The 23,007-nt window shown below is 69.8% G+C and carries 21 protein-coding genes; 11 read left to right on the top strand and 10 right to left on the bottom strand.

Annotated elements, in window-relative coordinates; genetic code table 11:
• Window positions 1-63 precede the first annotated feature (63 nt).
• Window positions 64-777, top strand: coding sequence for a GntR family transcriptional regulator (locus E0H75_RS38885; protein ID WP_131518741.1), 714 nt, complete (start codon window positions 64-66; stop codon window positions 775-777).
• Entirely contained in the window at window positions 774-1,766 is a 993-nt protein-coding gene (locus E0H75_RS38890; RefSeq protein ID WP_131518742.1) for a GDSL-type esterase/lipase family protein, read from the top strand. Before E0H75_RS38885 ends, E0H75_RS38890 begins: the two co-directional genes overlap by 4 nt.
• Here E0H75_RS38890 and E0H75_RS38895 read toward each other — a convergent pair.
• A complete protein-coding gene (locus E0H75_RS38895; protein ID WP_165554377.1) occupies window positions 1,750-4,737 on the bottom strand; it encodes a glycine--tRNA ligase in 2,988 nt (995 codons plus the stop codon). The genes E0H75_RS38890 and E0H75_RS38895 overlap by 17 nt on opposite strands.
• A 56-nt stretch (window positions 4,738-4,793) precedes the next feature.
• Window positions 4,794-5,327 carry a TetR/AcrR family transcriptional regulator gene (locus E0H75_RS38900; RefSeq protein WP_131518744.1) on the bottom strand — a complete coding sequence of 178 codons (534 nt, stop codon included), beginning with the start codon at window positions 5,325-5,327 and terminating at the stop codon, window positions 4,794-4,796.
• A gap of 88 nt (window positions 5,328-5,415) precedes the next feature.
• On the opposite strand from E0H75_RS38900, the gene E0H75_RS38905 reads away from it, so the two are divergent.
• From E0H75_RS38905 to E0H75_RS38920, 4 genes are all read left to right on the top strand, one after another.
• Entirely contained in the window at window positions 5,416-6,294 is an 879-nt protein-coding gene (locus E0H75_RS38905) for a TIGR03564 family F420-dependent LLM class oxidoreductase (protein WP_131518745.1), read from the top strand.
• Between the two features lie 114 nt (window positions 6,295-6,408).
• Window positions 6,409-7,416 (top strand): methyltransferase, encoded by a 1,008-nt coding sequence (locus tag E0H75_RS38910; RefSeq protein WP_131518746.1) that lies wholly within the window; start codon window positions 6,409-6,411, stop codon window positions 7,414-7,416.
• Window positions 7,413-8,222 carry an alpha/beta fold hydrolase gene (locus E0H75_RS38915; protein WP_131518747.1) on the top strand — a complete coding sequence of 270 codons (810 nt, stop codon included), beginning with the start codon at window positions 7,413-7,415 and terminating at the stop codon, window positions 8,220-8,222. Before E0H75_RS38910 ends, E0H75_RS38915 begins: the two co-directional genes overlap by 4 nt.
• A gap of 220 nt (window positions 8,223-8,442) precedes the next feature.
• Complete coding sequence (locus E0H75_RS38920; RefSeq protein WP_131518748.1) at window positions 8,443-9,069, top strand: superoxide dismutase; 627 nt, start codon at window positions 8,443-8,445, stop codon at window positions 9,067-9,069.
• 42 nt (window positions 9,070-9,111) lie between these two features.
• Here E0H75_RS38920 and E0H75_RS38925 read toward each other — a convergent pair whose 3' ends face one another.
• Both E0H75_RS38925 and E0H75_RS38930 read right to left on the bottom strand, forming a co-directional pair.
• Complete coding sequence (locus E0H75_RS38925; RefSeq protein ID WP_131518749.1) at window positions 9,112-9,900, bottom strand: alpha/beta fold hydrolase; 789 nt, start codon at window positions 9,898-9,900, stop codon at window positions 9,112-9,114.
• Window positions 9,897-10,670, bottom strand: coding sequence for an alpha/beta fold hydrolase (locus tag E0H75_RS38930; RefSeq protein WP_131518750.1), 774 nt, complete (start codon window positions 10,668-10,670; stop codon window positions 9,897-9,899). Before E0H75_RS38930 ends, E0H75_RS38925 begins: the two co-directional genes overlap by 4 nt.
• A gap of 228 nt (window positions 10,671-10,898) precedes the next feature.
• On the opposite strand from E0H75_RS38930, the gene E0H75_RS38935 reads away from it, so the two are divergent.
• On the top strand, window positions 10,899-14,534 hold the full coding sequence (locus E0H75_RS38935) for a GH116 family glycosyl hydrolase (RefSeq protein ID WP_131518751.1): 3,636 nt from the start codon (window positions 10,899-10,901) through the stop codon (window positions 14,532-14,534).
• Between the two features lie 17 nt (window positions 14,535-14,551).
• On the opposite strand, the gene E0H75_RS38940 is transcribed toward E0H75_RS38935, so the two are convergent.
• Window positions 14,552-15,808: an RNA polymerase sigma factor gene (locus E0H75_RS38940; protein ID WP_131518752.1), complete on the bottom strand. Its 1,257-nt coding sequence runs from the start codon at window positions 15,806-15,808 to the stop codon at window positions 14,552-14,554.
• A gap of 47 nt (window positions 15,809-15,855) precedes the next feature.
• Window positions 15,856-16,233, bottom strand: coding sequence for a YciI family protein (locus E0H75_RS38945; protein WP_131518753.1), 378 nt, complete (start codon window positions 16,231-16,233; stop codon window positions 15,856-15,858).
• Window positions 16,234-16,359: 126 nt separating this feature from the next.
• Here E0H75_RS38945 and E0H75_RS38950 point away from each other — a divergent pair, with 126 nt between their 5' ends.
• Window positions 16,360-16,770 carry an SgcJ/EcaC family oxidoreductase gene (locus E0H75_RS38950; protein WP_131518754.1) on the top strand — a complete coding sequence of 137 codons (411 nt, stop codon included), beginning with the start codon at window positions 16,360-16,362 and terminating at the stop codon, window positions 16,768-16,770.
• 5 nt (window positions 16,771-16,775) lie between these two features.
• Here E0H75_RS38950 and E0H75_RS38955 read toward each other — a convergent pair whose 3' ends face one another.
• Both E0H75_RS38955 and E0H75_RS38960 read right to left on the bottom strand, forming a co-directional pair.
• Window positions 16,776-18,221: an LCP family protein gene (locus tag E0H75_RS38955; protein ID WP_238163531.1), complete on the bottom strand. Its 1,446-nt coding sequence runs from the start codon at window positions 18,219-18,221 to the stop codon at window positions 16,776-16,778.
• 129 nt (window positions 18,222-18,350) lie between these two features.
• Complete coding sequence (locus E0H75_RS38960) at window positions 18,351-19,025, bottom strand: SDR family oxidoreductase (RefSeq protein WP_131518755.1); 675 nt, start codon at window positions 19,023-19,025, stop codon at window positions 18,351-18,353.
• Window positions 19,026-19,080: 55 nt separating this feature from the next.
• On the opposite strand from E0H75_RS38960, the gene E0H75_RS38965 reads away from it, so the two are divergent.
• The gene (locus E0H75_RS38965) at window positions 19,081-20,031 is read left to right on the top strand and encodes an NAD-dependent epimerase/dehydratase family protein (protein ID WP_131518756.1); all 951 of its coding nucleotides are present in this window, start codon (window positions 19,081-19,083) and stop codon (window positions 20,029-20,031) included.
• 40 nt (window positions 20,032-20,071) lie between these two features.
• On the opposite strand, the gene E0H75_RS38970 is transcribed toward E0H75_RS38965, so the two are convergent.
• Together E0H75_RS38970 and E0H75_RS38975 are read right to left on the bottom strand one after the other, a co-directional pair.
• Window positions 20,072-20,947, bottom strand: a complete 876-nt coding sequence (locus E0H75_RS38970; RefSeq protein ID WP_131518757.1) for a hypothetical protein — start codon at window positions 20,945-20,947, stop codon at window positions 20,072-20,074.
• 35 nt (window positions 20,948-20,982) lie between these two features.
• Window positions 20,983-21,918, bottom strand: coding sequence for a TetR/AcrR family transcriptional regulator C-terminal domain-containing protein (locus E0H75_RS38975; RefSeq protein ID WP_131518758.1), 936 nt, complete (start codon window positions 21,916-21,918; stop codon window positions 20,983-20,985).
• A gap of 57 nt (window positions 21,919-21,975) precedes the next feature.
• Here E0H75_RS38975 and E0H75_RS38980 point away from each other — a divergent pair, with 57 nt between their 5' ends.
• Window positions 21,976-22,356 (top strand): iron chelate uptake ABC transporter family permease subunit, encoded by a 381-nt coding sequence (locus E0H75_RS38980; RefSeq protein WP_272948971.1) that lies wholly within the window; start codon window positions 21,976-21,978, stop codon window positions 22,354-22,356.
• Window positions 22,357-22,399: 43 nt separating this feature from the next.
• On the top strand, window positions 22,400-22,978 hold the full coding sequence (locus tag E0H75_RS38985) for an HhH-GPD-type base excision DNA repair protein (protein WP_131518759.1): 579 nt from the start codon (window positions 22,400-22,402) through the stop codon (window positions 22,976-22,978).
• Window positions 22,979-23,007 lie beyond the last annotated feature (29 nt).

Raw genomic sequence — 23,007 nt, forward strand, 5'->3', positions numbered from 1 at the left:
TCTCAAGGCTTGATCTCAAGGTATTCTCTGCCTCAGCCTTGTTATAACCACGGAGGTTCGCCTGTGCCCGAGGTCAAGACGGCCACCAAGGCCGAGGTCGCCTACGAGCTCGTCCGCGACCAGCTCCTGCGCGGCGACCTGGTGCCCGGATCGGTCATCCAGCAGGCCGCCCTGGCCCGCGACCTGGGCATCAGTACGACGCCGCTGCGCGAGGCACTGCGCCGGTTGATGACCGAAGGTCTGGTCGAGCTGGACGCGCACCGGGACGCCCGGGTCACCCGGCTGACCGCCGAGGAGGCGCGCGACCTGGTCGAGATCCGGCGGTCGCTGGATCCGTTGGCGGCCGGCCTCGCGGCGGAGCGTCGTACCAGGCAGGACCTCGACCGGATCCGGGAGACGGCCGACAAGCTGTTGCCGCTGCGGGCCGACCCTGAGTCGTCCGAGCTGGCGACCCACCGGCAGTTCCACATCGCGATCTACACGGCCTCGCACAACCAGTTACTGGTCCAGAGCCTGGACGGGCTGTGGGACAAAGCGGACCGGTACCGCAGGCTTGCCCTCGAGGACGGCCGGACCGAGGAGGACCTCGACCGCACCCACGCCGAGCATCTTGCGATGGTCGACGCGATCGCGGCCGGAGACTCCGGCACGGCCGCCGCGGTCATGCTCGCCCACGTCGATGCCAGCCTCGGTGCGCGCGCGGTCGCCCGCCTCACGTCCGCCGCAGCACAGCCTGTCGCCCGGTCACTCCGGGGCATCCGAGGAGCGCGTACATGACCGAGGCCCTTTGGACCGGTTACCAGCATCGTGAGGTCGACTCCGACGGCTGGACGACGTTCTGGCGCCTCGACCCGCGCGGCCACGACTTCCATCTGACCGACTGGACCGGGTATCCGGACCGCGAGGGCCACCGCCTCTGGGACCGTGCCGCGACGCCCGCCGGCGTCCGGGCAGCCTGGAGTACGACGGCCTCCTCGGTGCGACTGGAGATCCGGGCGGCGCTGGGCATCTACGCGAATCTGGCACCGGTCGACGTCCTGGTCGACGGTGAGCTGCATCGGCGCTGCGACGTCCGGGAAGGCGAGCAGACTCTGACCGCCGACCTGCCTGGGCGGCCTGCCGAGGTGGAGATCTGGCTGCCGCAGGCCGGGATGATCGGCTTCCGCGGGCTCGGGTTCGACGGCGACGCCGAGCCGGTGGCGCCGAGCGGTCCGCGCTGGATCACCTACGGCAGCTCGATCACCCAGTGCAGCGGTGCCTACGGCCCGTCAGAGACCTGGCCGGCGTTGGTTGCCCGCCGGCACAGCTGGGACCTGGTGGCCCTCGGCTTCGCCGGCGAGTGTCACCTCGATCCGATCGCGGCCCGCACGATCCGGGACACTCCGGCGCGACTGATCTCGATGTGCCTCGGCGTCAACATCTACGGCGGCGGGACCTTCAGCGGACGCACGCTGCCCGGCCAGGTCGAGTCCTTCGTCTCGACCGTCCGCGCAGGTCACCCGAAGACGCCGATTGCCGTCATCACTCCCCTGCTCGCCCCCAACCTCGAGGGCAAACCCAACGCGGTCGGCCTCACCCTCGACGACATCCGCGACTGCGTGGAGCGCGGCGCCCGCGTCGATCCCGGTCTACAGCTGATCGACGGCCGCACTGTCCTCAGCGAGGACGAGGCTCGGGCCCTGTACGCAGATGATCTGCATCCAGGGCCCGACGGTTACCGCCTGATCGCGGAGCGGTTGGCTCCGCAGCTCACTCTCCCGGCCTAAGGCTCGTCCCCAGCGCCTGCCAGTCGAGGACGGGCGCCGCGAGCTGGCTGATGGTAGCCAGGAGGCCGAGACGAGCGGCCCGGATCTCCGGGTCATCGGCCATCACCAGGATCTCGTCGAAGAACGCGGTGACCGGCTCGACCAGGACCGAGGCCGCGGTGGCGAAGTCGGCCAAGCCGGTCGGCGCCTGGCCGACCTTCTGGACGGCCTCGTGCAGGACGACCTCGGCCGGCTCGGTCAGCTTGGCCGGGTCGTACGACGCCTCGGTGCCCTCCGGGACGATCCGCCGTACCCGCTGCAGGACCGCGACCAGGTCGGCGAAGTCGCCGCTGCCGACCAGTTGCTGCAGGCTCGCCAGAGTCTCGTCGGCCACCGCCGGAGCAGTTGCCAACGGCAACACCGCGGCCACCTGGTGGTGGTCGTCACCGCGGTCGATCAGCTGCTGCTCGTACCGCCGTACGGTGAACTCGGCGACCTCGTCCAGCGACTCCGCCGGTACGTCGATGCCCTGGGCACCGATCTCCGCGGCGGCAGCCTTCAGACCGGTGTCGAGGGTGATCGCCTTGAGCGACGGGTGTTCACGCAGGATCGCCACCACACCGGCGGCTGCACGCCGCAGTGCGAACGGGTCGGAGCTACCGGTCGGCTTCGCGCCGATGCCGAACAGACCGGCCAGCAGGTCGAAGCGGTCCGCCAGTGCGAGCAGCGCACCCGGAGTCGTTGCCGGGACCGGATCCCCGGCCGACCGCGGCAACTCCATGTCGTACAGCGCCTGCGCGACCGCTTCGGTCTCGCCGGCCCGGCGCGCGTACTCGCGGGCCATCGTCCCGGCCAGGCTCGTCAGCTCGACCACCATCTGCGACCCGAGATCGAACTTCGCCAGCTCCGCAGCGCGCTGCAGCGTGGTCAGATCGTCGCCGTCCAGCCCGACCGTCGACCCGAGGCTGAGCGCGATCCGCCCGATCCGCGCGGCCCGGTCGGCCATCGAGCCGAGCCGCTGCTCGAAGGCGAGCTTCTCCAGCTCGCCCTTCATCGACTCCAGCGAGGTGTCCAGGTCGGCCCGCCAGAAGAACGCGGCGTCCTCGTAGCGCGCCCGCAGGACGGCCTCGTTGCCCTCGCGGACCACGTCGTCCTTGACCGAACCGTTGGCCACGGCAACGAAATGCGGGAGCAGCTTGCCGTCGCCGTCGCGGACCGGCAGGTACCGCTGGTGCTTGCGCATCACGGTGGTGAGGATCTCGCCCGGCAGCGTCAGGTAGTCCGCCGAGAAGCCACCGAGGATCGCGGTCGGCTCCTCGACCAGGTTGACGATCTGGTCGATCAGCGCGGTCTCGCCCTCGAGGTCGATCATGCCGCCGGCCTCGGCGGCCAGCCGCTGCGCCGCCTCGACGATCTGCGCGCGCCGCTTCGCCGGATCGGCCTCGATGCCGTGGATCCGGAGCAGGTCCAGGTATCCCTCGGCCGCCGCGATCTCCACCTGCGGCGGGGCCGCGTTCCGGTGCACCCGCGTCGTCCGGCCGGAAGCCAGCGTCGACACCGACACCGGCACCACCTGGTCGCCGAGCAGCGCAACCAGCCAGCGCACCGGCCGGGTGAACGACAGCTTCGCGTCGTTCCACCGCATGTTCTTGTCCGACCGCAGCCCGCTGACGATCTCGCTCAGTACGCCGCTCAGCACCTCGGCCGCCCCGCGACCCGGGTCCGGCTTGGTCACCGCGACGTACTCGACGCCGTCCACGTCCAGGTCGTGCAACTCACTCACGTCGACGCCTTGGCCGCGAGCAAACCCGGTCGCGGCCTTGGTCACGTTGCCGTCGGCGTCGTACGCGGCCGACTTCCGCGGACCGCGGACGACTCGCTCGGCATCCGGCTCGCCGGCCTGCACGCTCGCGACGAACGCCACCACCCGGCGCGGCGTCGCGTACGTCGTGATGTCGCCGTGGCCAAGGCGCGTCGCGGCCAGCTTCTCGGTGAGGGCCGTCTTCACCGCCTCGGCGGTCTTGGTGACCTCCGACGGCGGCATCTCCTCGGTGCCGATCTCGAAGGTCAGCTGCCGGGTCCCGCTGACCACCGGGAACTCGGTCGGCTCGGGCGCCGGTGCGGGCAGCTCGGCGATGCCCAGCGGGTGGTCGAGCTCGGTCCGGCGCTCGGCCCACAACTGGGCCACCTCCCGGGCCAGCGTGCGCATCCGGCCGAAGGCCTTGGCGCGTTCCGTCGTACTCACGGCGCCGCGGGAGTCGAGGATGTTGAAGGTGTGCGAGCAGCGCAGTACGTAGATGTGCGCGGGGACCGGGAGGCGGGCGTCGAGCATCCGGCGGGCCTCGTGCGCGTACTCCTCGAACAGCCGCTTCTGGGTGTCGACGTCGGCGTCGTCCAGGTAGTACCGGCTCATCTCGTACTCGGCCTGGCCGAACGCCTCGCCGTACGAGATGCCCGGCGCGTAGGCGATGTCCTTGAAGTGCGAGACGCCCTGCAGCGCCATCATGATCCGCTCGATGCCGTAGGTGATCTCCACCGACACCGGGTCCAGCGTCATCCCGCCGGCCTGCTGGAAGTAGGTGAACTGGGTGATCTCCAGGCCGTCCAGCCAGACCTCCCAGCCGAGGCCCCAGGAACCGGTCGCCGGGTTCGCCCAGTTGTCCTCGACGAACCGGATGTCGTGGGCGTGGATGTCGATGCCGAGCGCGGTCAGGCTGTCCAGGAACAGCTCCTGCGGGTTGCCCGGGTCCGGCTTCAGGACCACCTGGAACTGGGTGTGGGTCTGCAGCCGGTTCGGGTTCTCGCCGTAGCGGCTGTCGTCCGGCCGGACACTCGGCTCGACGTACGCGACCCGCCACGGCTCGGGACCGAGCACCCGCAGGATGGTGGCCGGGTTCAGCGTTCCGGCTCCGACCTCGGTGTTGAACGGCTGCACGATCATGCAGCCCCGATCGGTCCAGTACTTCGTCAGCGCGAGCAGCGCGTCCTGCATGGTGAGCACAGCAAACCTCGAGCCATTGTTCGGAGGGGGTCAGGAGACGAAGTCTATTAGCCGTGCCCGGGTGCTATGCCCCGGATGACCAGGTCGAGCAGACGGTCCGCCTGATCGGTGTCCGGGTCGCTCGCCAGGCAGATGCCGTTGACCAGTTTCAGCAGGTCCTCGATCGTCACCTCGCCGGGCACCGCGCCGTCCTTCTGAGCCCGGACGAGCAGGCTGTCGCCGGCGTCAAGGATGCGTGCGTGGCACTCGGAACCTCGCTCCGCGCTCATCACCAGCGCGGGCCCCAGACCGCGGGTGCCGGTGATGTGGCCGACCATGCTGTGCAGCCAGATCGTCAACGCCTGCAGGGGTTCCAGGTGATCGCGGAGTTCCTCGCCCTGCGCGCAGACTGTGTCGATGCTGCTCTGGAACACCGCTTCCAGCAGAGCACCTCGGCTGCGGAAGTGCCGGTGCAGTGTGGCGGACCCGATGCCGGCGCGGCGCGAGATCTCCTCGAGCGAGGCATCGGCGCCCTGCTCGGCGACCACCTCGGCGGCGACCGCGACCAGCCGGTCGTAGTTCCGCCGCGCATCGGCTCGCATCTCGAAGTCCCTTGCTAACTGGGGTGGTCCCCCATATCGTAGCAATTCTTGACCGGGGGGCCACCCCACTTACCTGAGGAGCTGCGGGATGCGGATCGGACTGGCATTCGGGGACGTCCGGGGACAACGCGATCTCGCCGAGATCACCCGGCAGATCCGGGCGACGAGCGGCACCGCCTGGATCTCGCAGGGACCGAACCTCGACGCCCTCACCACCCTCGCGGTCGCCGGCGATGGCCCTGCGGAGATCGGCACCGCGGTAGTGCCGGTGGCGCAGCGGCATCCGCTGGTGCTGGCGAGTCAGGCGCTGACCGCGCAAGCCGCGACTGGCAATCGTTTGATTCTGGGGATCGGCGCGGGCATCTCGCGGATGGTCGACTCGGTGTTCGGGCTGCCCACCGACCGGCCGGCTCGACGGCTGCGTGAGTACCTCGAAGTACTACGGCCACTCCTCCGCGGCGAGCCTGTCGACCATCACGGCGAGACGCTCACCGCAGTCGGCGCGGTCAGCGTGGACGGTGCCGTCGCACCACCTGTCCTGGTCGCGGCGCTCGGCCCGGCGATGCTGCGGGTCGCGGGCGAGCTCGCCGACGGGACGATCACCTGGATGACCGGCCCTCGTACTCTCGCCAGTCACGTCGTCCCCTCGATCACCAGGGCGGCCAACGGGCGCACACCCCGGATCGTGGCCGGTCTCGCGATCTGCGTGACCGCCGAGGAGGACGCCGTACGCGGCCGGTTCGCGACCGACTACGCGCTGGCCGGACAGGTCCCGGAGTACCGCGCCATGCTCGACCGCGAAGGCGTCAACGGACCAGCCGACGTACTGCTCGCGGGAGACGAGGACGCAATCGCCAAGCAGCTCGACCAGCTACGCGACACCGGCATCACCGACCTGATGCTCGCCCCGATCGGTCCACGGCCCGAGCAAGCCCACACCGTGGAGTTGCTTAGACTGATGCGGTGACCTCGCCGAAACATGCGGCGGTTGTCCGCTAGCTGAGTCGTCTGCTCCCCGGGCGCCGTACCGGCCCTCGGGTGAGCCGTGCTGCCCAACTCGAACTCCTGGCAGGGACGCCTCATGGCCGTCATCACGGTGAACGACACACTCTCCGCGGATCGGGCGCTGCGCCTCATCGACCGCGGTTCCACTCTTGTCTGGGACGGTGATTTCCAGAACGCGAAACAGCTGCTGGCCGCGCTCGGCCGCCGACTCCCGGCAGCCGATGCCGGCAGCTTCCACGTGCGGCGCCGTCGTCAGGCCCGGCGCGCGCAGGTGCTCAACTCCTTGCTGATAGCGACTCACGACCACACCATCCATCTACGCCGGGCACCCGACGTTCGGCAGGCCTGCCTGGAGGCGTACGGGCCGCCCGACGGCGAGCGGCTCGTGCCGTTGCGGGAGTTGCTCGGCGTCATCGGTGCGCACCAGTTGCGCATCGAGGGAGTCCAGGTGCCGGCCCTCGGCGCCCGGATCCATCCGCACTACGGCGTCTTCGCCCCGACGCGATCGGAGTACGTCGACCTGGTCGGCGACCGCCCGTTGCCGCGACCGGCGGTCGCCTTCGACATCGGGACCGGAACCGGGGTGCTGGCCGCGGTACTGGCTCGGCGAGGTGTTCCCAAGGTCGTTGCCACGGACAACAGTGTGCAGGCGGTCGAGTGCGCGCGGGACAACCTCCGGCGGCTCGGGCTGCAGGGTCGCGTCCAGGTGGTCGAGACCGACCTGTTCCCACCCGGACGGGCCGATCTCGTGGTGTGCAATCCGCCGTGGATCCCGGCCCGGCCGATCACGCTGCTGGACCACGCGGTGTACGACGAGGACGGGCGGATGCTGCGCGGCTTCCTCGGACAGGTGCACGACCATCTGAACCCGGGTGGCGAGGTCTGGCTGGTGTTGTCCGACCTGGCCGAGCACCTCGGGCTCAGGTCGCGCGCCGAGCTGCTGGACGGGTTCCGGTCCGCCGGTCTGCGGGTCACCGGCCGGGCGGACGCCGTACCGCGGCATCGGCGGGCACGGGACAACGAGGTGACTTCGCTGTGGCAGCTCTGTCCATCCGGCGGATCGCCGTTCGTGGAGGGGGCATGAACAACACATTGGTAGTTGAGGATGCTGAGTTGTACTACGAGGTGCGTGGAGACGGGCCGTTGGTGGTGCTGGTGGGGGCGCCGATGGGGGCGGACTCGTTCGCGCCGTTGGCTGACCTGCTGGCCACGGACCACACGGTTCTGACGCTGGATCCGCGTGGGGTGGGTCGCAGCACGCTCCGGCCTGGTGGGACGTCGACACCCGAGCAGCGGGCCGACGACCTGGCGCGGCTGATCCGGTACGTCGGCGACGGGCCGGCGGCGGTGTTCGGGTCGAGCGGTGGGGCGGTGAGCGTACTGGCGCTGGCCCAGGCGTACCCGGAACTGGTGAGCACGGTGATCGCCCACGAACCGCCGCTCGACCGCCTGGTCGAGGACGGTGACGAGCTGCTGGCCAAGTCCGAGCGGATGATGGCCGGCTACCTGGCCGGGGATGTGGTCGGCGCCTGGAAGCAGTTCTTCGCGCTGGCGAACATCCCGGTGCCGGACGGCATGGTCGAGGCGATGTTCGGCGGCGAGCGGGATCCGCAGCAGGTCGCCGACGAGCGGTTCTGGTTCGCCCACGAGCTGCGCGAGACGGTGACCTGGGTGCCGGACCTGGACCGGTTGCGCGAGAGCGGCGTACGGATCGTGGTCGGCATCGGCGAGGAGTCGACCGGTCAGCTCTGCGACCGGACCTCGACCGCGCTGGCCGGCCGGCTCGGCATCGCCCCGAGCCGGTTCCCCGGCGACCACACCGGCTTCGCCGACCGGCCGGAGCCGTTCGCCACCGCCCTGCGCGCGGAACTGGCCGTCGAGGTGAGGTGAGACTCCCCGTAGGCCGTCAGGAGGAGTATGTGAAGCTGGAGGTGTCCGGTGCGTGCGGTGGTGTGAACGCGGTCGCATCGGGCACCGGTCGGAGGTGCCTGGCGGGTTCCGTTCACCGCGTGGCGCCTTGACCTCAACCGTGGTTGAAGTTTCAAGCTGGTGCCGCTGAAACAGGACATCGGAGATATCGGCCCTCGCGGGCCCCGACGAAGGAGCAGAGTTGACCACGTACACGCTTCCCGACCTCCCCTACGACTACGGCGCACTGGCGCCGAGCATCGCCGGCGAGATCATGGAGCTGCACCACTCCAAGCACCACCAGACCTATGTGAACGGCCTGAACGACACCCTGGAGAAGCTGGCCGCGGCCCGCGAGAAGGGCGACTTCGGCGCGATCGTCGGGCTGGAGAAGTCGCTCGCCTTCAACCTCGGCGGGCACGTGAACCACTCGATCTTCTGGAAGAACCTGTCGCCGGACGGTGGCGACAAGCCGGACGGCGAGCTGGGCGCGGCGATCGACGAGTACTTCGGCTCGTTCGACGGCTTCCAGTCCCACTTCACCGCCAGCGCCACCACCATCCAGGGCTCCGGCTGGGCGATTCTCGGCTGGGACGCGCTGGCCGGGCGGCTGCTCGTCCACCAGCTGTACGACCAGCAGGGCAACCTGCCGGCCGGGCAGATCCCGATCGTGATGCTGGACATGTGGGAGCACGCGTTCTACCTGCAGTACAAGAACGTGAAGCCGGACTACGTCAAGGCCTGGTGGAACGTGGTGAACTGGGGCGACGCGCAGGCCCGCTTCGACGCGGCCCGCGCCGGAGCCGGCAACCTCATCGCCGGCGCCTGATCGCCGTCCGGGGTCCGGCGTGGTGTCGCCGGACCCCGGAGCTCAGTTCGTGAAGAACCCGGTCAGTACCGGGGCGATCGCGGTCGCCTTGATCAGGTGGTTCTGACCGGGGACCTCGCGGTGCTCGGCACCGGGTACGGCGTCCGCCAGCGCACGCACCGAGGTCTTCATCCAGGCCGGGCTCTTGCCGCCGTTGACCACCAGGGCCGGTACGCCGATCGCCGCCCACTGGGACGCGTCCAGCGGCTTGCCGGCCACATTGCCGCCGACGACGCGGGCGTCGTACGGAAGCGTGGGGGCCATCGCCTTCAGGTGCTTCCAGGCCGGCACCAGCTTCATCATCGTGACCATCGGGCCGGGCAGGCCGATCACCGTGGTCATGAAGTACCGGACCGCGTCGGCCGGCTCGCGATCCTCGAGGTCCTGCACCCAGGTCACCGGGATCTGCTTGCGGCTGTCGTCGACCACGAACGGCGGCTCGAACGCGACCACCTTCTCGATCGCCAACCCTGCCGCCGCGGCCCGCAGTGCCAGCGCCGCCCCGGACGACGAGCCATACACGTACGCCGAACCACCGGCCGCCTCGATCACCGCGGCCAGGTCCTCGATCTCGCGCTCCACCTCGTAGGTCTCCGCGTTGCCGGAGTCGCCGCGGCCGCGCCGGTCGTAGTTGTAGACCGTGAAGCTCGACGCCAGCGCCTCGGCCAGTCCGGGCATCGGGCCTTGCGACCGACCGCACAGCGCGCCGTCGACCAGGACCAGCGCCGGCCCTTCTCCACGCTTGTCGTAGGCGATCGTCGTACCGTCCTTGGAGACCACTGTGCTGCTCATGCGAAGAACTCCTTCAGCGCGGGGGCCAGAGCGGCCGCGTCCACATTGTGCTGCTGATCCGGGACCACACCGGCCGTGGCGCCCGGGATCGCGTCCACTACAGCTTGGTTGCCTTGCTTCATCCATTCCTCTGACGCTCCGCCGGTGAACACCCGGGTCGGAACGGTCACCGAGCTCGCGGCGGCCGGGATCGAGTAGTCGCCCATCACGGTCGCGTCGTACGCGAGGGTGTGTGCGATCGCCTCCTGAGCCGGCCACCACGGCGACTCCTTCGCCATCGCGACGAACTCGGCCGGCAGCCCGACCACCTCGGCCATGAAGTACTCGGCCGCCTTGTCCCGGCGGCCCTCGGCCACGAACGCGCGATAGATCGACGCCGTGTCGGCGGGCGGCCGCTTCCGCGGGCCTTCGAGGATGTACGGCGGCTCCCAGAGCGCGAGCTTGGTCACCGGGCGGCCGGCCGCGGTCGCGAGGAGGGCGAGCGCCGCACCGGACGACGTTCCGTACAGGTGGGCCGAGCCGCCCGCGACCGCGAAGATCGCGTCCAGGTCCTCGAACTCACGCTCGATCGCGTACTGCGGTGCGTCGCCGGAATCGCCGCGGCCGCGCCGGTCGTAGTTGTAGACGGTGTGGTTCTCCGCCAGCAGGGCTGCCAGCGGGGCGTTCGACATCCGGTCGACCGAACCGCCGCAGACGAGAACCACCGCGGGTCCCTCGCCGAGCCGGTCGTACGCGATGGCGGTGCCGTCCGCCGATGCGACCTTCTCCATGACGTTCCTCCTGAATCGGTGCGGCCACTCAGCTGGCCTCACCCACTGCGTCGAACATCGGCAGCCCGGATCGACCGCCTGTGATCCAGATCACACTGGTCGCGGATCCGTCTGCTGGGCCTTCCTCGGACGGGCGCATATTTCTCGCTCGTGAAATGGATTTCCCAGCGGGGCTGAACGGCCTAAGGTGGCCATCCAAGAGATCCCGGCCGCCCCCTTGGAGATCCCATGGACCACACGCCCGACCTCAGCGAATGCTCCAATCCGGCCTGCGGTGGATCCTGCCCACGCGCCGGAGTGGGACGACGAACCTTCCTGTCCATCAGTGCGGCCGGTGTCGGCATGCTCGCCGCGCCCGGGATGCTGCAAACGGCCCAGGCCATCACACGGATGCCAGCGCTGACCCCGGAGCGGATCGCGGAACTGACGGACCGCGGTACGCCCACGGAGTACACCTGTGCTGCGCTGGCGAAGATCGGGATGCCGGTCGGCGGCGGGTGCGCCGGCCAGGTCTACCTCTCCGGTGACGGTCGACTGTGGGCGTGGGACGTGTCCAACGCGCTGACCTTCCCGTTGGGCGGCGCGGACTTCGCCGGGACCCACTACGCCGTACCGCTGTCCGCGGACGCCGACGGCGCGACCCGCTTCCGGCAGGGCTTCGTCCTGCGGGTCGGCGGCCAGACTCGGACCGTCGACGCGAAGGGCTTCGACGACGTCCGATTCACCGGGCAGTATCCGCTCGGCCGGGTGTCGTACAAGGGGTCCGACAGCCCGGTCGACGTGACGCTCGAGGCGTTCTCGCCGTTCGTCCCGCTGGCGACGGCGGACTCGACGCTGCCGGCCACGATCATGGCGTTCACGCTCCACAACACCTCTGCGCAGCCGGTCGAGGCGACGCTGCTCGGGTACTCCGAGAACCCGGTCTGCCTGGACAGCAGGCGCAGCCAGCCGACCACGCAGCGCGCGACGGCGTATGCGTCCGGGATCGAGTGGTCGGCGGCGGACCCGGCGGCTTCGAGCAACGACGACATCCTCTTCGAGGAGTGGGACAGCGACACGTACGACGGCTGGACCGCGACCGGGGACGCGTTCGGGACCGGGCCGGTGCGACCGGCCGACACTCCCCCGCTGATGCAGCGCTTCGGTGACCTGAACATCTCCGGCAGCCGCTTCGTCACGTCGTACAACTTCCGGCTGAGCGGCGGGCCGGACGACCGCACCGGCACGTTGACCAGCACGCCGTTCGAGATCACCCGCCGGTACGTCGCGGTCGCGCTCGGCGGCGGCAATCACCCTGGCAAGGTCTGTGTGAACGTCGTGGTCGATGGCGCGGTCGTGGCCACCGCGACCGGCAGCGACAGCGAGCCGCTGGTCGGGCGGATGCTCGACATCGGCGAGTACGAAGGACGCACCGCGCAGATCCAGCTGGTCGACTCGGCGACCGGCGCGTGGGCGCACCTCAACTGCGGCAGCATCACGTTCACCGACCGCGCCGACATCGTCTTCGAGGACTGGGAGCGGACGGACTACACCGGTTGGACGGTGACCGGTACGGCGTTCGGCGCGGGTCCGGTCACGGTGGCCGAGACGCCGGAGAACTTCCGCCGGCCGTTCGGCAACCGCACTGAGTTGAACGTCTCCGGCAGCCGGTTCGTCACGTCGTACGACTTCCGGAGCGGCTCGTACGACAGCCCGCAGGGATCGCTGACCAGCCGCGTCTTCACCATCGACCGCGCGTACATCACCGTGTGGACGGGCGGCGGCAGCAACCCTGACACCACCGTGGTCAATCTGCTCGTCGACGGCGAAGTAGTTGCCTCAGCCAACGGTAGTGACATCGAACCGCTGGACGCGATCTGCTGGGCGGTCGGCCCGTGGGCCGGACGGTCGGCGCAGCTCCAGATCGTCGATCGATCCAGCGGTGGCTGGGGTCACGTGAACGTCGACCGGATCATCTTCAGCGACCGCCCGATCCGCCGGCAGCCGGTGGCCGACCGCACCGACGCCGGCTCCTTCACGATGGCCACGCTGGACAAACACCCCGTCGTCCGTCGATCGGTCGCGGCCTGGTCGACCCCGGACGAGTTGTTCGACGCCGCGGACGGACCGGCCGAGGTCGATGGTGCCGCCACCCAGGTCGGCACGGTCGCCGTGAAGGTCGCACTGCGGCCCGGTGAATCGCGCACGGTGCGGTTCGTCCAGGGCTGGTTCTTCCCGACGCCCGAGCGCCGGCTGTTCAGCAGCCTGGTCGGCGGATCCACGCTGATGCGGCACTACAGCACCCGCTTCGGCTCCGCGCGCCAAGTGGCGCAGTACGTCGGCACGCACATCGAGCGGCTCGAGTCCGGCACACGCGAGTGGGTCCGGACCTGGTACGACGACTCGACGCTGCCGCACTGGTTCCTGGAACGCACCCTGGCGACCGTATCGACACTGGCGACGGGCACCTGCCACCGCTGGCAGGACGGGCGGTTCTACGCCTGGGAGGGAACGTACTGCTGCTCGGGCACCTGCGAGCACGTCTGGAACTACGCCCAGGCGATCGCTCGGCTGTTCCCCGACCTCGAACGCGACACCCGCGAGCGGGTCGACCTCGGCATCGCCTACAAGCCGACCGGCGAGATCGGGAATCGCGGCGAGTCGCCGGACGCCTCCTCGTCGTTCGCCGACGGTCACTGCGGCACGATCCTGCGCATCTACCGCGAACACCAGATGAGCCGGGACTCCGCCTTCCTGACGCGAGTCTGGCCGAAGGTCAAGGTCTCGGTCGACTACCTCGTCTCGGCCCGCGACGGATCTGACCAGGACGGCATCTTCCGCGGCGGACAGTGGAACACCCTCGACACCGAGTGGTTCGGCGAGATCCCCTGGCTGAGCGGGCTGTACGTCGCCGCCCTGCGCGCCGCGGCCGCGATGGCGACCGAGATGGGTGACGGCGCCGCGGCCTCGAAGTACACCACGATCGCCAACCGCGGATCGGCGTACCTGAATGGGCCGTTGTGGGACCAGACCTACGGGTACTACGTGCACAAGGTCGACCCGGCACATCCGGTGCCGAGCACGAACAGAGGTGTGTTCGTCGATCAGCTGTACGGGCAGACGTACGCCGCTCAGCTCGGACTGCCGCGAGTGTTCGAGGCAGGCAAGGCGCGGACCGCGCTGACGAGTGTCTACCGCAACAACTTCCAGCCGAACCCGTCGGCGTACCGGCCGCCGGGGATCGGGACGGGTCGCGTGTACAGCACCGACGGTGAGGCCGGCACGGTGATGGTGGCCTGGCCCAACGGCGGGTCCACGGAGAGCGGCGGGCACCCGTACTTCAACGAGGTCTGGACCGGGCAGGAGCACCAGTTCGCGGCCCACCTGTTCGCCGAGGGGATGGCGGCCGAAGGGCTTGCGGTGACGCGGGCCGTGTACGACCGGTACCACGGCGAGAAGCGGAACCCGTACAACGAGATCGAGGCCAGCGACCACTACGCGCGGGCGATGATGAGCTTCGGCACCTATCTGGCCGCGTGCGGGTACGAGTACCACGGTCCGCGCGGTCATCTCGGGTTCGCGCCGCGGCTGACGCCGGAGGACTTCGCCTGTGCCTTCACCGGCGCCGAGGGCTGGGGGCGCTACAGCCAGACGCGCGGCACCGGAACGCAGACCGCCGTCCTCGACATCCGCCACGGCCGCGTCCGGCTGAACAGCCTCTCCTTCGAAACCGCTCGCCCCGCCACAGCCGTGACCGTCAAGCTCAACGGGAAGCCCCACCCAGCCACCCTCACCACCACCGGCACCCGCACCGTCATCACGCTCACCCGGACGGCGCTGGTCACCCCCGGCAAGCCACTCACCATCACTCTCACGACGGAGTGAGTGAAGGGTTTCCAGCATCAGCAGGCTGCGGCTCGTTCCAGGAGGAGGGTGCGCTCGCGTTCGTTGCGGGTCAGGGCGGCGGCCTTCTCGAACTCGGCGCGCGCCTCGTCGAACCGGCCGAGCTTGAACAGCAGGTCGCCGCGGACACTCGGCAGCAGGTGGTAGTCCTTCAGCGACGGCTCCTCGGCGAGCGCGTCGACAGCCGCCAGACCGCGCTCCGGGCCGAACGCCATCGAGATCGCGACCGCCTGGTTGAGCTCGACCACCGGCGACGGGGTGACCTGCGCGAGTACGGCGTACAGCCCCGCGATCCGAGCCCAGTCGGTGTCCTCCGGGTCGGCGGCGCGGGCGTGACAGGCGGCGATGGCGGCCTGGAGAAGGTACGCACCGGGCGGTTTCTCCAGGGACCAGGCGCGGTCGAGGCCTTCGAGACCGCGGCGGATCAGCAGTCGGTCCCACCGACGGCGGTCCTGGTCGAGCAGTAGAACCGGCTCACCCTGGGGACCGATCCGTGCGTTCGCGCGGGAGGCCTGCAACTCCATCAGGGCCAGGAGACCGAGTACTTCGGGCTCGTCAGGCATCAGCCCCACCAGCAGCCGGCCGAGCCGCATCGCCTCGTTGCAGAGCGCCGGCCGCATCCAGTCGTCGCCGGCGGTCGCGGAGTACCCCTCGTTGTAGATCAGGTAGACGACCTCGAGCACGCTCGACAGCCGCTCGAACAGGTCCTCGCCGGCCGGCACCTCGAATTCGACGCCGGCCTTGGCGAGATTGCGCTTGGCCCGGACGATCCGCTGGGCGATCGTCGCCTCCGGGGCCAGGAACGCGCGCGCGATCTCGTCGGTCTTCAGGCCGCCGAGCAGCTTCAGCGTCAACGTCACCCGGGCGTCCGTGGTCAGCACCGGGTGGCAGGCGGTGAACACCAGCCGGAGCAGGTCGTCCTCGATGTGGTCCTCGAGAATCGCTTCCACGTCGTCCTCGACACTGTCGCCGTCGATTTCCAGCTCATGGCCCATCTCGGCCAACTTGCGCTGGTACGTCTCCTTGCGCCGGATCAGGTCGATCGCGCGGCGCTTGGCGATCGCCATCAGCCAGGCACCCGGGTTGTTCGGTACGCCGGACTGCGGCCACTGCTCCAGCGCCGCCACCAGCGCGTCCTGGGCCAGCTCCTCGGCCAGCCCGACGTCCCGCACGATCCGGGCAACACCCGCGATGATCCGCGCCGACTCGATCCGCCATACGGCGTCAACCGCCCCGCGCGCCTCCGTAACCGTCACCCGCCGATAGAACAACACCGGCAGGCCAACAGCAACCCACCCCCAGCTCAGGCCTGGGAGATGTCGGAGTCGGGACCGAAGTCGGATTCCTCGACCACGCGGCGGACCTCGACCTCGCTGCCGAGGGCTTCGGCCAGGCGAGCGGCCCATTCGACCGCCTCGTCGCGGTTGCGGACCTCGACGACGACGACGCCGCCGATCAGCTCCTTCGTCTCGGCGAACGGGCCGTCGGTGACCGTGCGCTTGCCGGCGTCCACTTTCACCCGCGCGCCGAGCGAACTGCGGTGCACACCCTCCGCGAACAGCAACACACCCGCCTTGGACAGGTCCTCGACGACCTTGCCGACCGCCCCGGCCACCTCCGGCGGCGGGAACTTCCCGGCCTCGGTCTCGGCGTCCGCCTTGTTGATGATCATGTAGCGCATAGCTGCTGCTCCTCGTCGTCTCGATCGATCACTTACTCTCACGTCGAGCGGGCCACCACCAGATCGACACACGCCGAGAGCAGATTTCCTTGACCTCAAGATTGGTTGAGGTAACAGACTCAACCCATGACTTCGACGACGGAACTGACGAGCACGGACGAGCGGGAGATCCGTGATCTGGTGGCGCGGGCCGATCAGGCCCAGTCGGACGCGGTGGTGCTGCCCGGGTTGCACACCGACGAGATGGTGATCGTCAACATCGCGGGACGCCGGCTGTTCGGGCGGGAGGCGTTCACTCAGGCCATGAGCGCGGCGCTTGGTTCAGCACTCAAGGACGTCCGGACGAGTGTGGACATCCTCGACGTCCGGCCCCTGACCGCGGACGCCGTACTGGTGAGTTGCCTCAAGACTGTGCACGACAACCGGCCCGACGCTGAGCCCGGCGCCCTCCCGGCGACCGGCGCACTGACGTACGTCGCGCTGCGGACAGCCGCCGGCTGGCGGCTCGCCTTGGCCCAGACCACGCCGATCCAGTAGGCGGGTCAGTTCGGCTGGTCGCCGTTCGGCTGGTAGGCGCAGGCGTCGGCGAGGTTCTGCGTCGGGCCCGGCGGGGTCGTGGTCCTGCCCGAGGGCTTGCGGGTGGCCGGCGGGGCGCTCGGCGGGTCGGCCGGCTCCTCGAGGGCCTTCTGGATCGTCTCGCGCATCCCGTCGTAGTCCGGGTGCAGGTACTTCATCCGCAGCTTCGACACGTCGAGGTTCACGTTCGAGACCGTGCCCGACTTCACCCTGAGCGCCAGTTCGACCAGCGCGGGCAGGAGCTCCTGCGGGATGTCGGTGCGGAGCAGGTGCTGCCCGGCCGTCGCGATCGCCTTGTACTTCGTGGCCAGCGTGGTCGGGTCGGCCGCTTCGACCATGGCGTTGATCGTGCAGCGCTGCCGGATCTGCCGCTGGTCGTCGTCGGCGCCGTACCGCCCGCGGGCAAACCACAGCGCACGCCGGCCGTCGAGGTGCTGGCGCGGTCCCGGCTCGATCCATTTCTTCGGCGGGATGCCCGCACTGCTGATCCCGCCCATCGCGACGCGCTCGTTGACGTTCACCGTGATCCCACCGAGTGCGTCGACCATCTCCGGGAAGCCGGTCAGGTTGACCTGCAGGTAGTAGTCGAGCTTGAGCCCGGTCGCCTCTCCGACGGACTGCTTGAGTACGTCGGCGCCCTCGTTGTCCGACGGGCCGAGGATGCCTGGGTGTGCGTCCGGGATGTTCTGGTACATCGCGGTCAGCATCCACTCCAGCCGGCCCTCCAGGCTGAGGCCCTCCTTGCCGAAGCCGTCCGGGTAGAACTTGTGCAGCGGCGAGTCCTTCGGGAACGGCATGAAGGTCAGCTGCCGCGGCATCGAGATCAACGCGGTGTTGCCGGTCTTGGTGTCGATGCTCGCGACAATCACCGTGTCGGTCCGGACCCCTGGCCGGCCCGGCTCGTCGTCACCACCGAGCAGCAGCAGGTTGAGCCGCGGCTTGTCCTCCCACGGGTCCTTGACGTTGGCGATCGACGGCCGGGTCGCGCTCTTGCTCTCCTCCTGCGCGACGAACACGGCCTGCACCAGGGCCCGCTGCGCCAGCACACTCTGGACGCCGAGTGCCGCCGGAGCCGCGATCGCCAAGCACAGCACGCCGACGAACAGCGCGCCGACCACCCGGCCGCCGGCGCCACCGGTTGCCGGACGCAACGACCGGTGCGAGGCCACGATCACCACGATCCAGAGGAACCCGAGCACCGCGATCGCCACTGCGGCCGCCAGCAGCCGGCTCGGTACGACGGCCGCCGCCAGCACCTCGTCGCGCCGGGTCAGGCCGACGTACACGCCGAGTCCGACCAGGACGAGGGTGAGGGTGAGAACGAATGCGCCGATGATGCGGCGGCCGCCCGCGATCAGTCCGGTGCCGGGCAACAGGGCGCCCAGTAGCGTCAGGCCCAGCAGGTTCGGCACTGATCGTGGCCGAGTCCCTACCGGGCGCGAACTCGTCCCCATAGCTCCCCTGTTCGCCGTCCCCAGGTCCAGTGTGCGTCAACTTCCGCACCTGCACCTCTTCAGACGTGTTACAGGGTCAAACGGTTGTCATACGGGGAGCTGACCGCCCGCGAATCCTTCGGTCTCGACGAGCGTCCGGACGACCACGGCGACCCGAGCCGGCGGGCTCCACTTGCCCGGGTCGGCCTTCGGCATCGCGGCGCGGTTGGCGGGGGTGTCGATGGTCGCGGGGATGATGGTGTTCACCCGGATGCCGTCCTGCGCGTACTCCGCGTGCAGGGCGTCGGCGAAGGCGAGTACGCCGGCCTTCGCGGTGACGTACCCGGCGGCCCCGGAGAACGGTCGGAGCGCCGCACCGCTCGCCGTACACACGATCGCTCCTCCGCGGGCGGCGAGCAGGTGCGGCAGCACCGCCTGAGTGATCAGGTACATCGGTCGCAGGTTGAGCCGGAGTTGCTCCTCGAAGTCGTCGATCGGGGTCTCGTGCACCCGCGCTCCGGACGCGAAGCCGCCGACCAGGTTCACGAGCGCGGTCAGTGGCGCGGCCTCGTCCGAGGTGGCCAGCGCGACGACGTCCGCCGTACCGGCCGGGTCGAACGGGTCGGCGATCACCGGGTTGAGCGCCGGATGCGTACCGAGCCGGGCCAGTGACTCCTCGGTCCGGCCCGGTACGACGACCCGCCAGCCGGACTGCAGGAACTCCGCCGTCACCGCGGCCCCGAGCGCACCGGTGCCCCCGGCAACCACCACAGTCTTCGTCATGCGCCGAGCTTAATCGGGTGCACAGGGGAGACAGCAGGGGCTACGGTCGTCGGTTGTGCGGATTCTGATGCTGGGTGGGAACGGGTTTGTCGGGCGCGCGATCCTCATGGACGCGCTTGAGCAAGGCGCCGAGGTGGCGTCCTTCAGTCGAGGCAAGAGCGGGACCACCGAGCTGCCGCCGGAGGTGACGCAGCTGGTCGGGGATCGGGACTCGGGCGACTACGAGGCGCTGCGCACCGGCGAGTGGGATGCGGTCGTCGATCTCAGCGCCTTCCAGAGCAAGCAGGTCGACGAGGCGATGGACGTGCTGGGCGACCGGGTCGGGCGCTACGTGTTCGTCTCGAGCCACGCGGTCTATGTACGCGATCTGCCCGCGGGTACCGATGAGACGGCACCACGGCGGGCGCCGATGCGGGCGGCCGACGTACTCACGAACGACACGTACGGCCCGTGCAAGGTGGCCTGTGAGGACGACGTACTGGAGCGGTACGGCGAGCGCGCGACGATCGTCCGGCCGGGGAAGGTCACGGGTCCCGGCGATTATTCGGACACAGCCCTCTACTGGGTACGACGGGGTGCGCGGGGCGGCCGGGTCGCGTTGCCCACGCGACCGGAGCAGCCGCTCCAGCTGATCGACAGCCGGGATCTCGGCCGGCTCGTGGTGCAACTGATCGTCGACGAACGATCCGGTGCGTTCAACGGGATCGGTCCGGACAGCACGATCGGCGAACTGATCGAGACCGCAGCCGCCGTCGCCAACACCTCGGTCGAGCTCGTGCAGATCCCGGCGGACGCCGTGCCCGAGCGCTTCCCGCTGATGGAGCCCGAGGCCGAATGGCCGTCCCGCCAGCGCGACCAGTCCAAGTCCCGCGCCGCCGGCCTGCCCGTCACCCCGCTACGCCAGACGATCGAAGACCTCCTCACCTGGGACCACGACCGCGGCGAACCACCCCTCAACTTCGAACTCTCCCCAGAAGCTGAAGCCCACATCCTCACCCAGAGCTGACAACGGCGAGGTGGGTCTCGAGCTGCTGCGGTTTCAGGCCTTACTCGGGGAGGGCTAGCGTCCTGCCGGCGTCGCGGGCCGCGTCGATTGAGCGGGTGAGGGTGTCTTTGAGGGCTGCGGCCTCGTCGGCGAAGCCTTGCACTACTGAGGTGTCGCCAACGGGTTCTGTGCGGGCCAGGAGTTCGATGTAGCGGTCGCCGTCCTCCAGGGCGGCCTCGGCGCGGAGGGCGGCGTCGGCCGAGCGGACGCGGTCGGCGTACCGGTCGAGGAGGTCGACCTTGCGCCTGATCGCCTCCACCGACAACGCGAGCGCCCGGCGCTGCGGCCCGAGGACTGCCTCCAGCTCAGCCGTCGCCATCCCGCGCGCAACCTCGCGCTGCCGAGCACGCAGCACAGTCTGCTCGCGCAGCACCTGAGCGATGTCCCACAGCTGCTCCGGCAACACCAGCTCGTTCTTCACGTCATCGAGCAACCCACGCCGGGTAACCGTTGCCTCGAGCACCGTTTTGACCGCACGTTGCGCCCGGCCCAGCAACCGGCTCGCGTCCTCGTCGAAGTCCGCCGGCAGCAGGTACTTCCCATGCTGCAACCGCACCGCCTTGTGCCCGCGGTCCTCCACCGCCGACTTCACGAAGACACCACCGGTCGCGAGTACGGCGACCCCGGCCAGCGCCACGGCACCCCACGCCGCAACAGCCGTCGGGAGGAAGCCGGCCATGAAGATCAGCGCGAGGATCCAGCCGCCGACACACACCGCGATCCAGACCAGCAGGGTGCCAAAGGTGTTGCCGGGCGCAACCGACCACGACGTCTGCCGCTTCGGGCGCGGTGCGTCGGCCGGGACGAACAGCTCGGGCCGGTGCTCGGACAGACGCCGTACGCCCTCGGGCACGTCAGGCGCGAACACAGGCTCCACCGGCCACCTCCCGCAGACCTCGACACTGTCAGCACTCAGCGTAGCCGGGTGAGAGTCTTCTCCAGACCGTCCAGGACGAGGTCGAGACCGAACTCGAACAGCCGGTCCAGGTCGTAGTCGAACTCGAAATCGTCCGCGAGCAACTCCCGGAACGCGGTCAGGTTCCCCGCGCTGATCAGTGCGGCCAGCTGATCGCCCAGCCGGTCGGCCCACTCGTCCGCGGTCAGCCCGGTGTCCTGTTCGGCGTACGCCTCGGTCTCCATCGCCAGCGCGACACCACGGACGAACGCGAACACACTGATCGCGGCGTACAGCGCGTTGCTCTTGTCCACGCCGAAGCCGCTCACGGCCCGCAAGACGGCATCGGTGTGCGGGAGCAGGTTCGGCACCAACTGCGGCCGGCCGAGACTGACCGCACTCGCCAGCCAGAGATGACGCCGGTACGCCGCCCACTGCAGCCGCGCCGCGACAGCGATCCCGTCCCGCCAGTTCGCCGGCGGCTCGGCCGGAAGCGGGAACTCCGCCATCGCGGTGTCGACCATCTGCAACACCAGCGCATCCTTGCCGCCGACGTACCGGTAGAGCGCCATCGTCGACACCCCGAGCTCGGCCGCGATCCGCCGCATCGACAGCGCCGCCAACCCTTCGGCGTCCGCGATCGCGATCCCCATCCGCACGACTTCGTCGCGATTCAGATCCAGTACCGGCCGCTCGGGTACAGCCGCGTGCGCAGCCCGGTCCTGGCGACGGACAGCCCGAGGAGGACCCACGACCGTACCGACGCCAGGTCGCACATGGACCACACGCTCCTGCTGGAGCACCTGCAACGCCTTCGTCGCGGTCGCCATCGCGACACCGAACTCCCGGACCACAGCCCGGGTCGACGGCGCCCGCTCCCCCGGCGCCAGCTCGCCCGCCTCGATCCGCCGCCGGATCTCGGCCGCGATCCGCAGGTACGGCGCCTCGTCCATCAACCCTCCTGAGCTAGAGCGTGTACATCGTACGCGCACTACCCAGCCGCGGACCTGATGCTGACAGGTCGGCGCGAACTCGACCTGCTCGCGCTGGACGACGACGTACCGCGGATTCTCGGCGTACGGCTCGAGCGGACCCGGCTGCTGGCGCTGCTGTGCGCGGCGTTGCTGACGGCGGCCGCGGTCTCGGCGATCGGAGTCGTCGGTTTCGTCGGCCTGGTCGCGCCGCACGCGGCCCGGGCGCTGGTCGGTGGACGGCACACCCGGATCCTGCCGGTGGCCGCGCTGCTGGGCGCGATCCTGGTCAGCCTCGCGGACAGCCTCGGCCGGACCCTGCTGGCCCCGGCCCAGATCCCGGCCGGCCTGCTCACCGCGCTGATCGGAGCGCCGTACTTCGTCTATCTGCTCTGGCGGACCCGCACTCCGGCCCGGTGATCGGGGCTCGATGGACCTCGCGGTTCGTGTCAAGATGGGCGTCATGCTGCGCGAACTGCACCTCACCGGCAACCCGGCCGCGGACAAACTGCTGAACGACGACCCGTTCGCCCTGCTGACCGGGATGCTCCTGGACCAGCAGTACCCGATGGAGCACGCGTTCTCCGGCCCGCAGAAGATCGCCGACCGGATGGACGGTTTCGATCTGCACAAGATCGCCGCCACCGACCTCGACACCTTCGTCGAACTCTGTGTGACCCCGCCGGCCATCCACCGGTACGGCGGTTCGATGGCCCGGCGCGTGCACGCGCTCGCCCAGCACATCATCGACAACTACGGCGGTGAGACGGCGGGAATCTGGACTGCCGGCCGGCCCAAGCCGGACGGCCCCGAGGTACTCAAGCGGTTGAAGGCCCTGCCCGGCTTCGGCGAGCAGAAGGCCAAGATCTTCCTCGCCCTCCTCGGCAAGCAGCGCGGCGTCGAGCCCAAGGGCTGGCGCGAGGCCGCCGGCGCGTACGGCGACCGCGGCGCCCGCCGCTCGATCGCCGACGTGACCGACGCCGAGTCCCTGCTCGAGGTCCGCTCGTTCAAGAAGGCCGCCAAGGCCGCCAAGGCGGGCTGACCGCCCCGCCGGGAGCGCCCGCCGGCCGC

The sequence above is a fragment of the Kribbella capetownensis genome (assembly GCF_004331485.1).
Taxonomy (GTDB): domain Bacteria; phylum Actinomycetota; class Actinomycetes; order Propionibacteriales; family Kribbellaceae; genus Kribbella; species Kribbella capetownensis.

What these genes read in the sequence shown, in the direction of transcription:
- E0H75_RS38890 (WP_131518742.1), top strand. Translation starts at nt 774, where the DNA reads ATGACCGAGGCCCTTTGGACCGGTTACCAGCATCGTGAGGTCGACTCC.
- E0H75_RS38895 (WP_165554377.1), bottom strand. Translation starts at nt 4,737, where the DNA reads ATGCAGGACGCGCTGCTCGCGCTGACGAAGTACTGGACCGATCGGGGC.
- E0H75_RS38900 (WP_131518744.1), bottom strand. Translation starts at nt 5,327, where the DNA reads ATGCGAGCCGATGCGCGGCGGAACTACGACCGGCTGGTCGCGGTCGCC.
- E0H75_RS38905 (WP_131518745.1), top strand. Translation starts at nt 5,416, where the DNA reads ATGCGGATCGGACTGGCATTCGGGGACGTCCGGGGACAACGCGATCTC.
- E0H75_RS38910 (WP_131518746.1), top strand. Translation starts at nt 6,409, where the DNA reads ATGGCCGTCATCACGGTGAACGACACACTCTCCGCGGATCGGGCGCTG.
- E0H75_RS38915 (WP_131518747.1), top strand. Translation starts at nt 7,413, where the DNA reads ATGAACAACACATTGGTAGTTGAGGATGCTGAGTTGTACTACGAGGTG.
- E0H75_RS38925 (WP_131518749.1), bottom strand. Translation starts at nt 9,900, where the DNA reads ATGAGCAGCACAGTGGTCTCCAAGGACGGTACGACGATCGCCTACGAC.
- E0H75_RS38930 (WP_131518750.1), bottom strand. Translation starts at nt 10,670, where the DNA reads ATGGAGAAGGTCGCATCGGCGGACGGCACCGCCATCGCGTACGACCGG.
- E0H75_RS38935 (WP_131518751.1), top strand. Translation starts at nt 10,899, where the DNA reads ATGGACCACACGCCCGACCTCAGCGAATGCTCCAATCCGGCCTGCGGT.
- E0H75_RS38945 (WP_131518753.1), bottom strand. Translation starts at nt 16,233, where the DNA reads ATGCGCTACATGATCATCAACAAGGCGGACGCCGAGACCGAGGCCGGG.
- E0H75_RS38950 (WP_131518754.1), top strand. Translation starts at nt 16,360, where the DNA reads ATGACTTCGACGACGGAACTGACGAGCACGGACGAGCGGGAGATCCGT.
- E0H75_RS38960 (WP_131518755.1), bottom strand. Translation starts at nt 19,025, where the DNA reads ATGACGAAGACTGTGGTGGTTGCCGGGGGCACCGGTGCGCTCGGGGCC.
- E0H75_RS38975 (WP_131518758.1), bottom strand. Translation starts at nt 21,918, where the DNA reads ATGGACGAGGCGCCGTACCTGCGGATCGCGGCCGAGATCCGGCGGCGG.
- E0H75_RS38980 (WP_272948971.1), top strand. Translation starts at nt 21,976, where the DNA reads ATGCTGACAGGTCGGCGCGAACTCGACCTGCTCGCGCTGGACGACGAC.
- E0H75_RS38985 (WP_131518759.1), top strand. Translation starts at nt 22,400, where the DNA reads ATGCTGCGCGAACTGCACCTCACCGGCAACCCGGCCGCGGACAAACTG.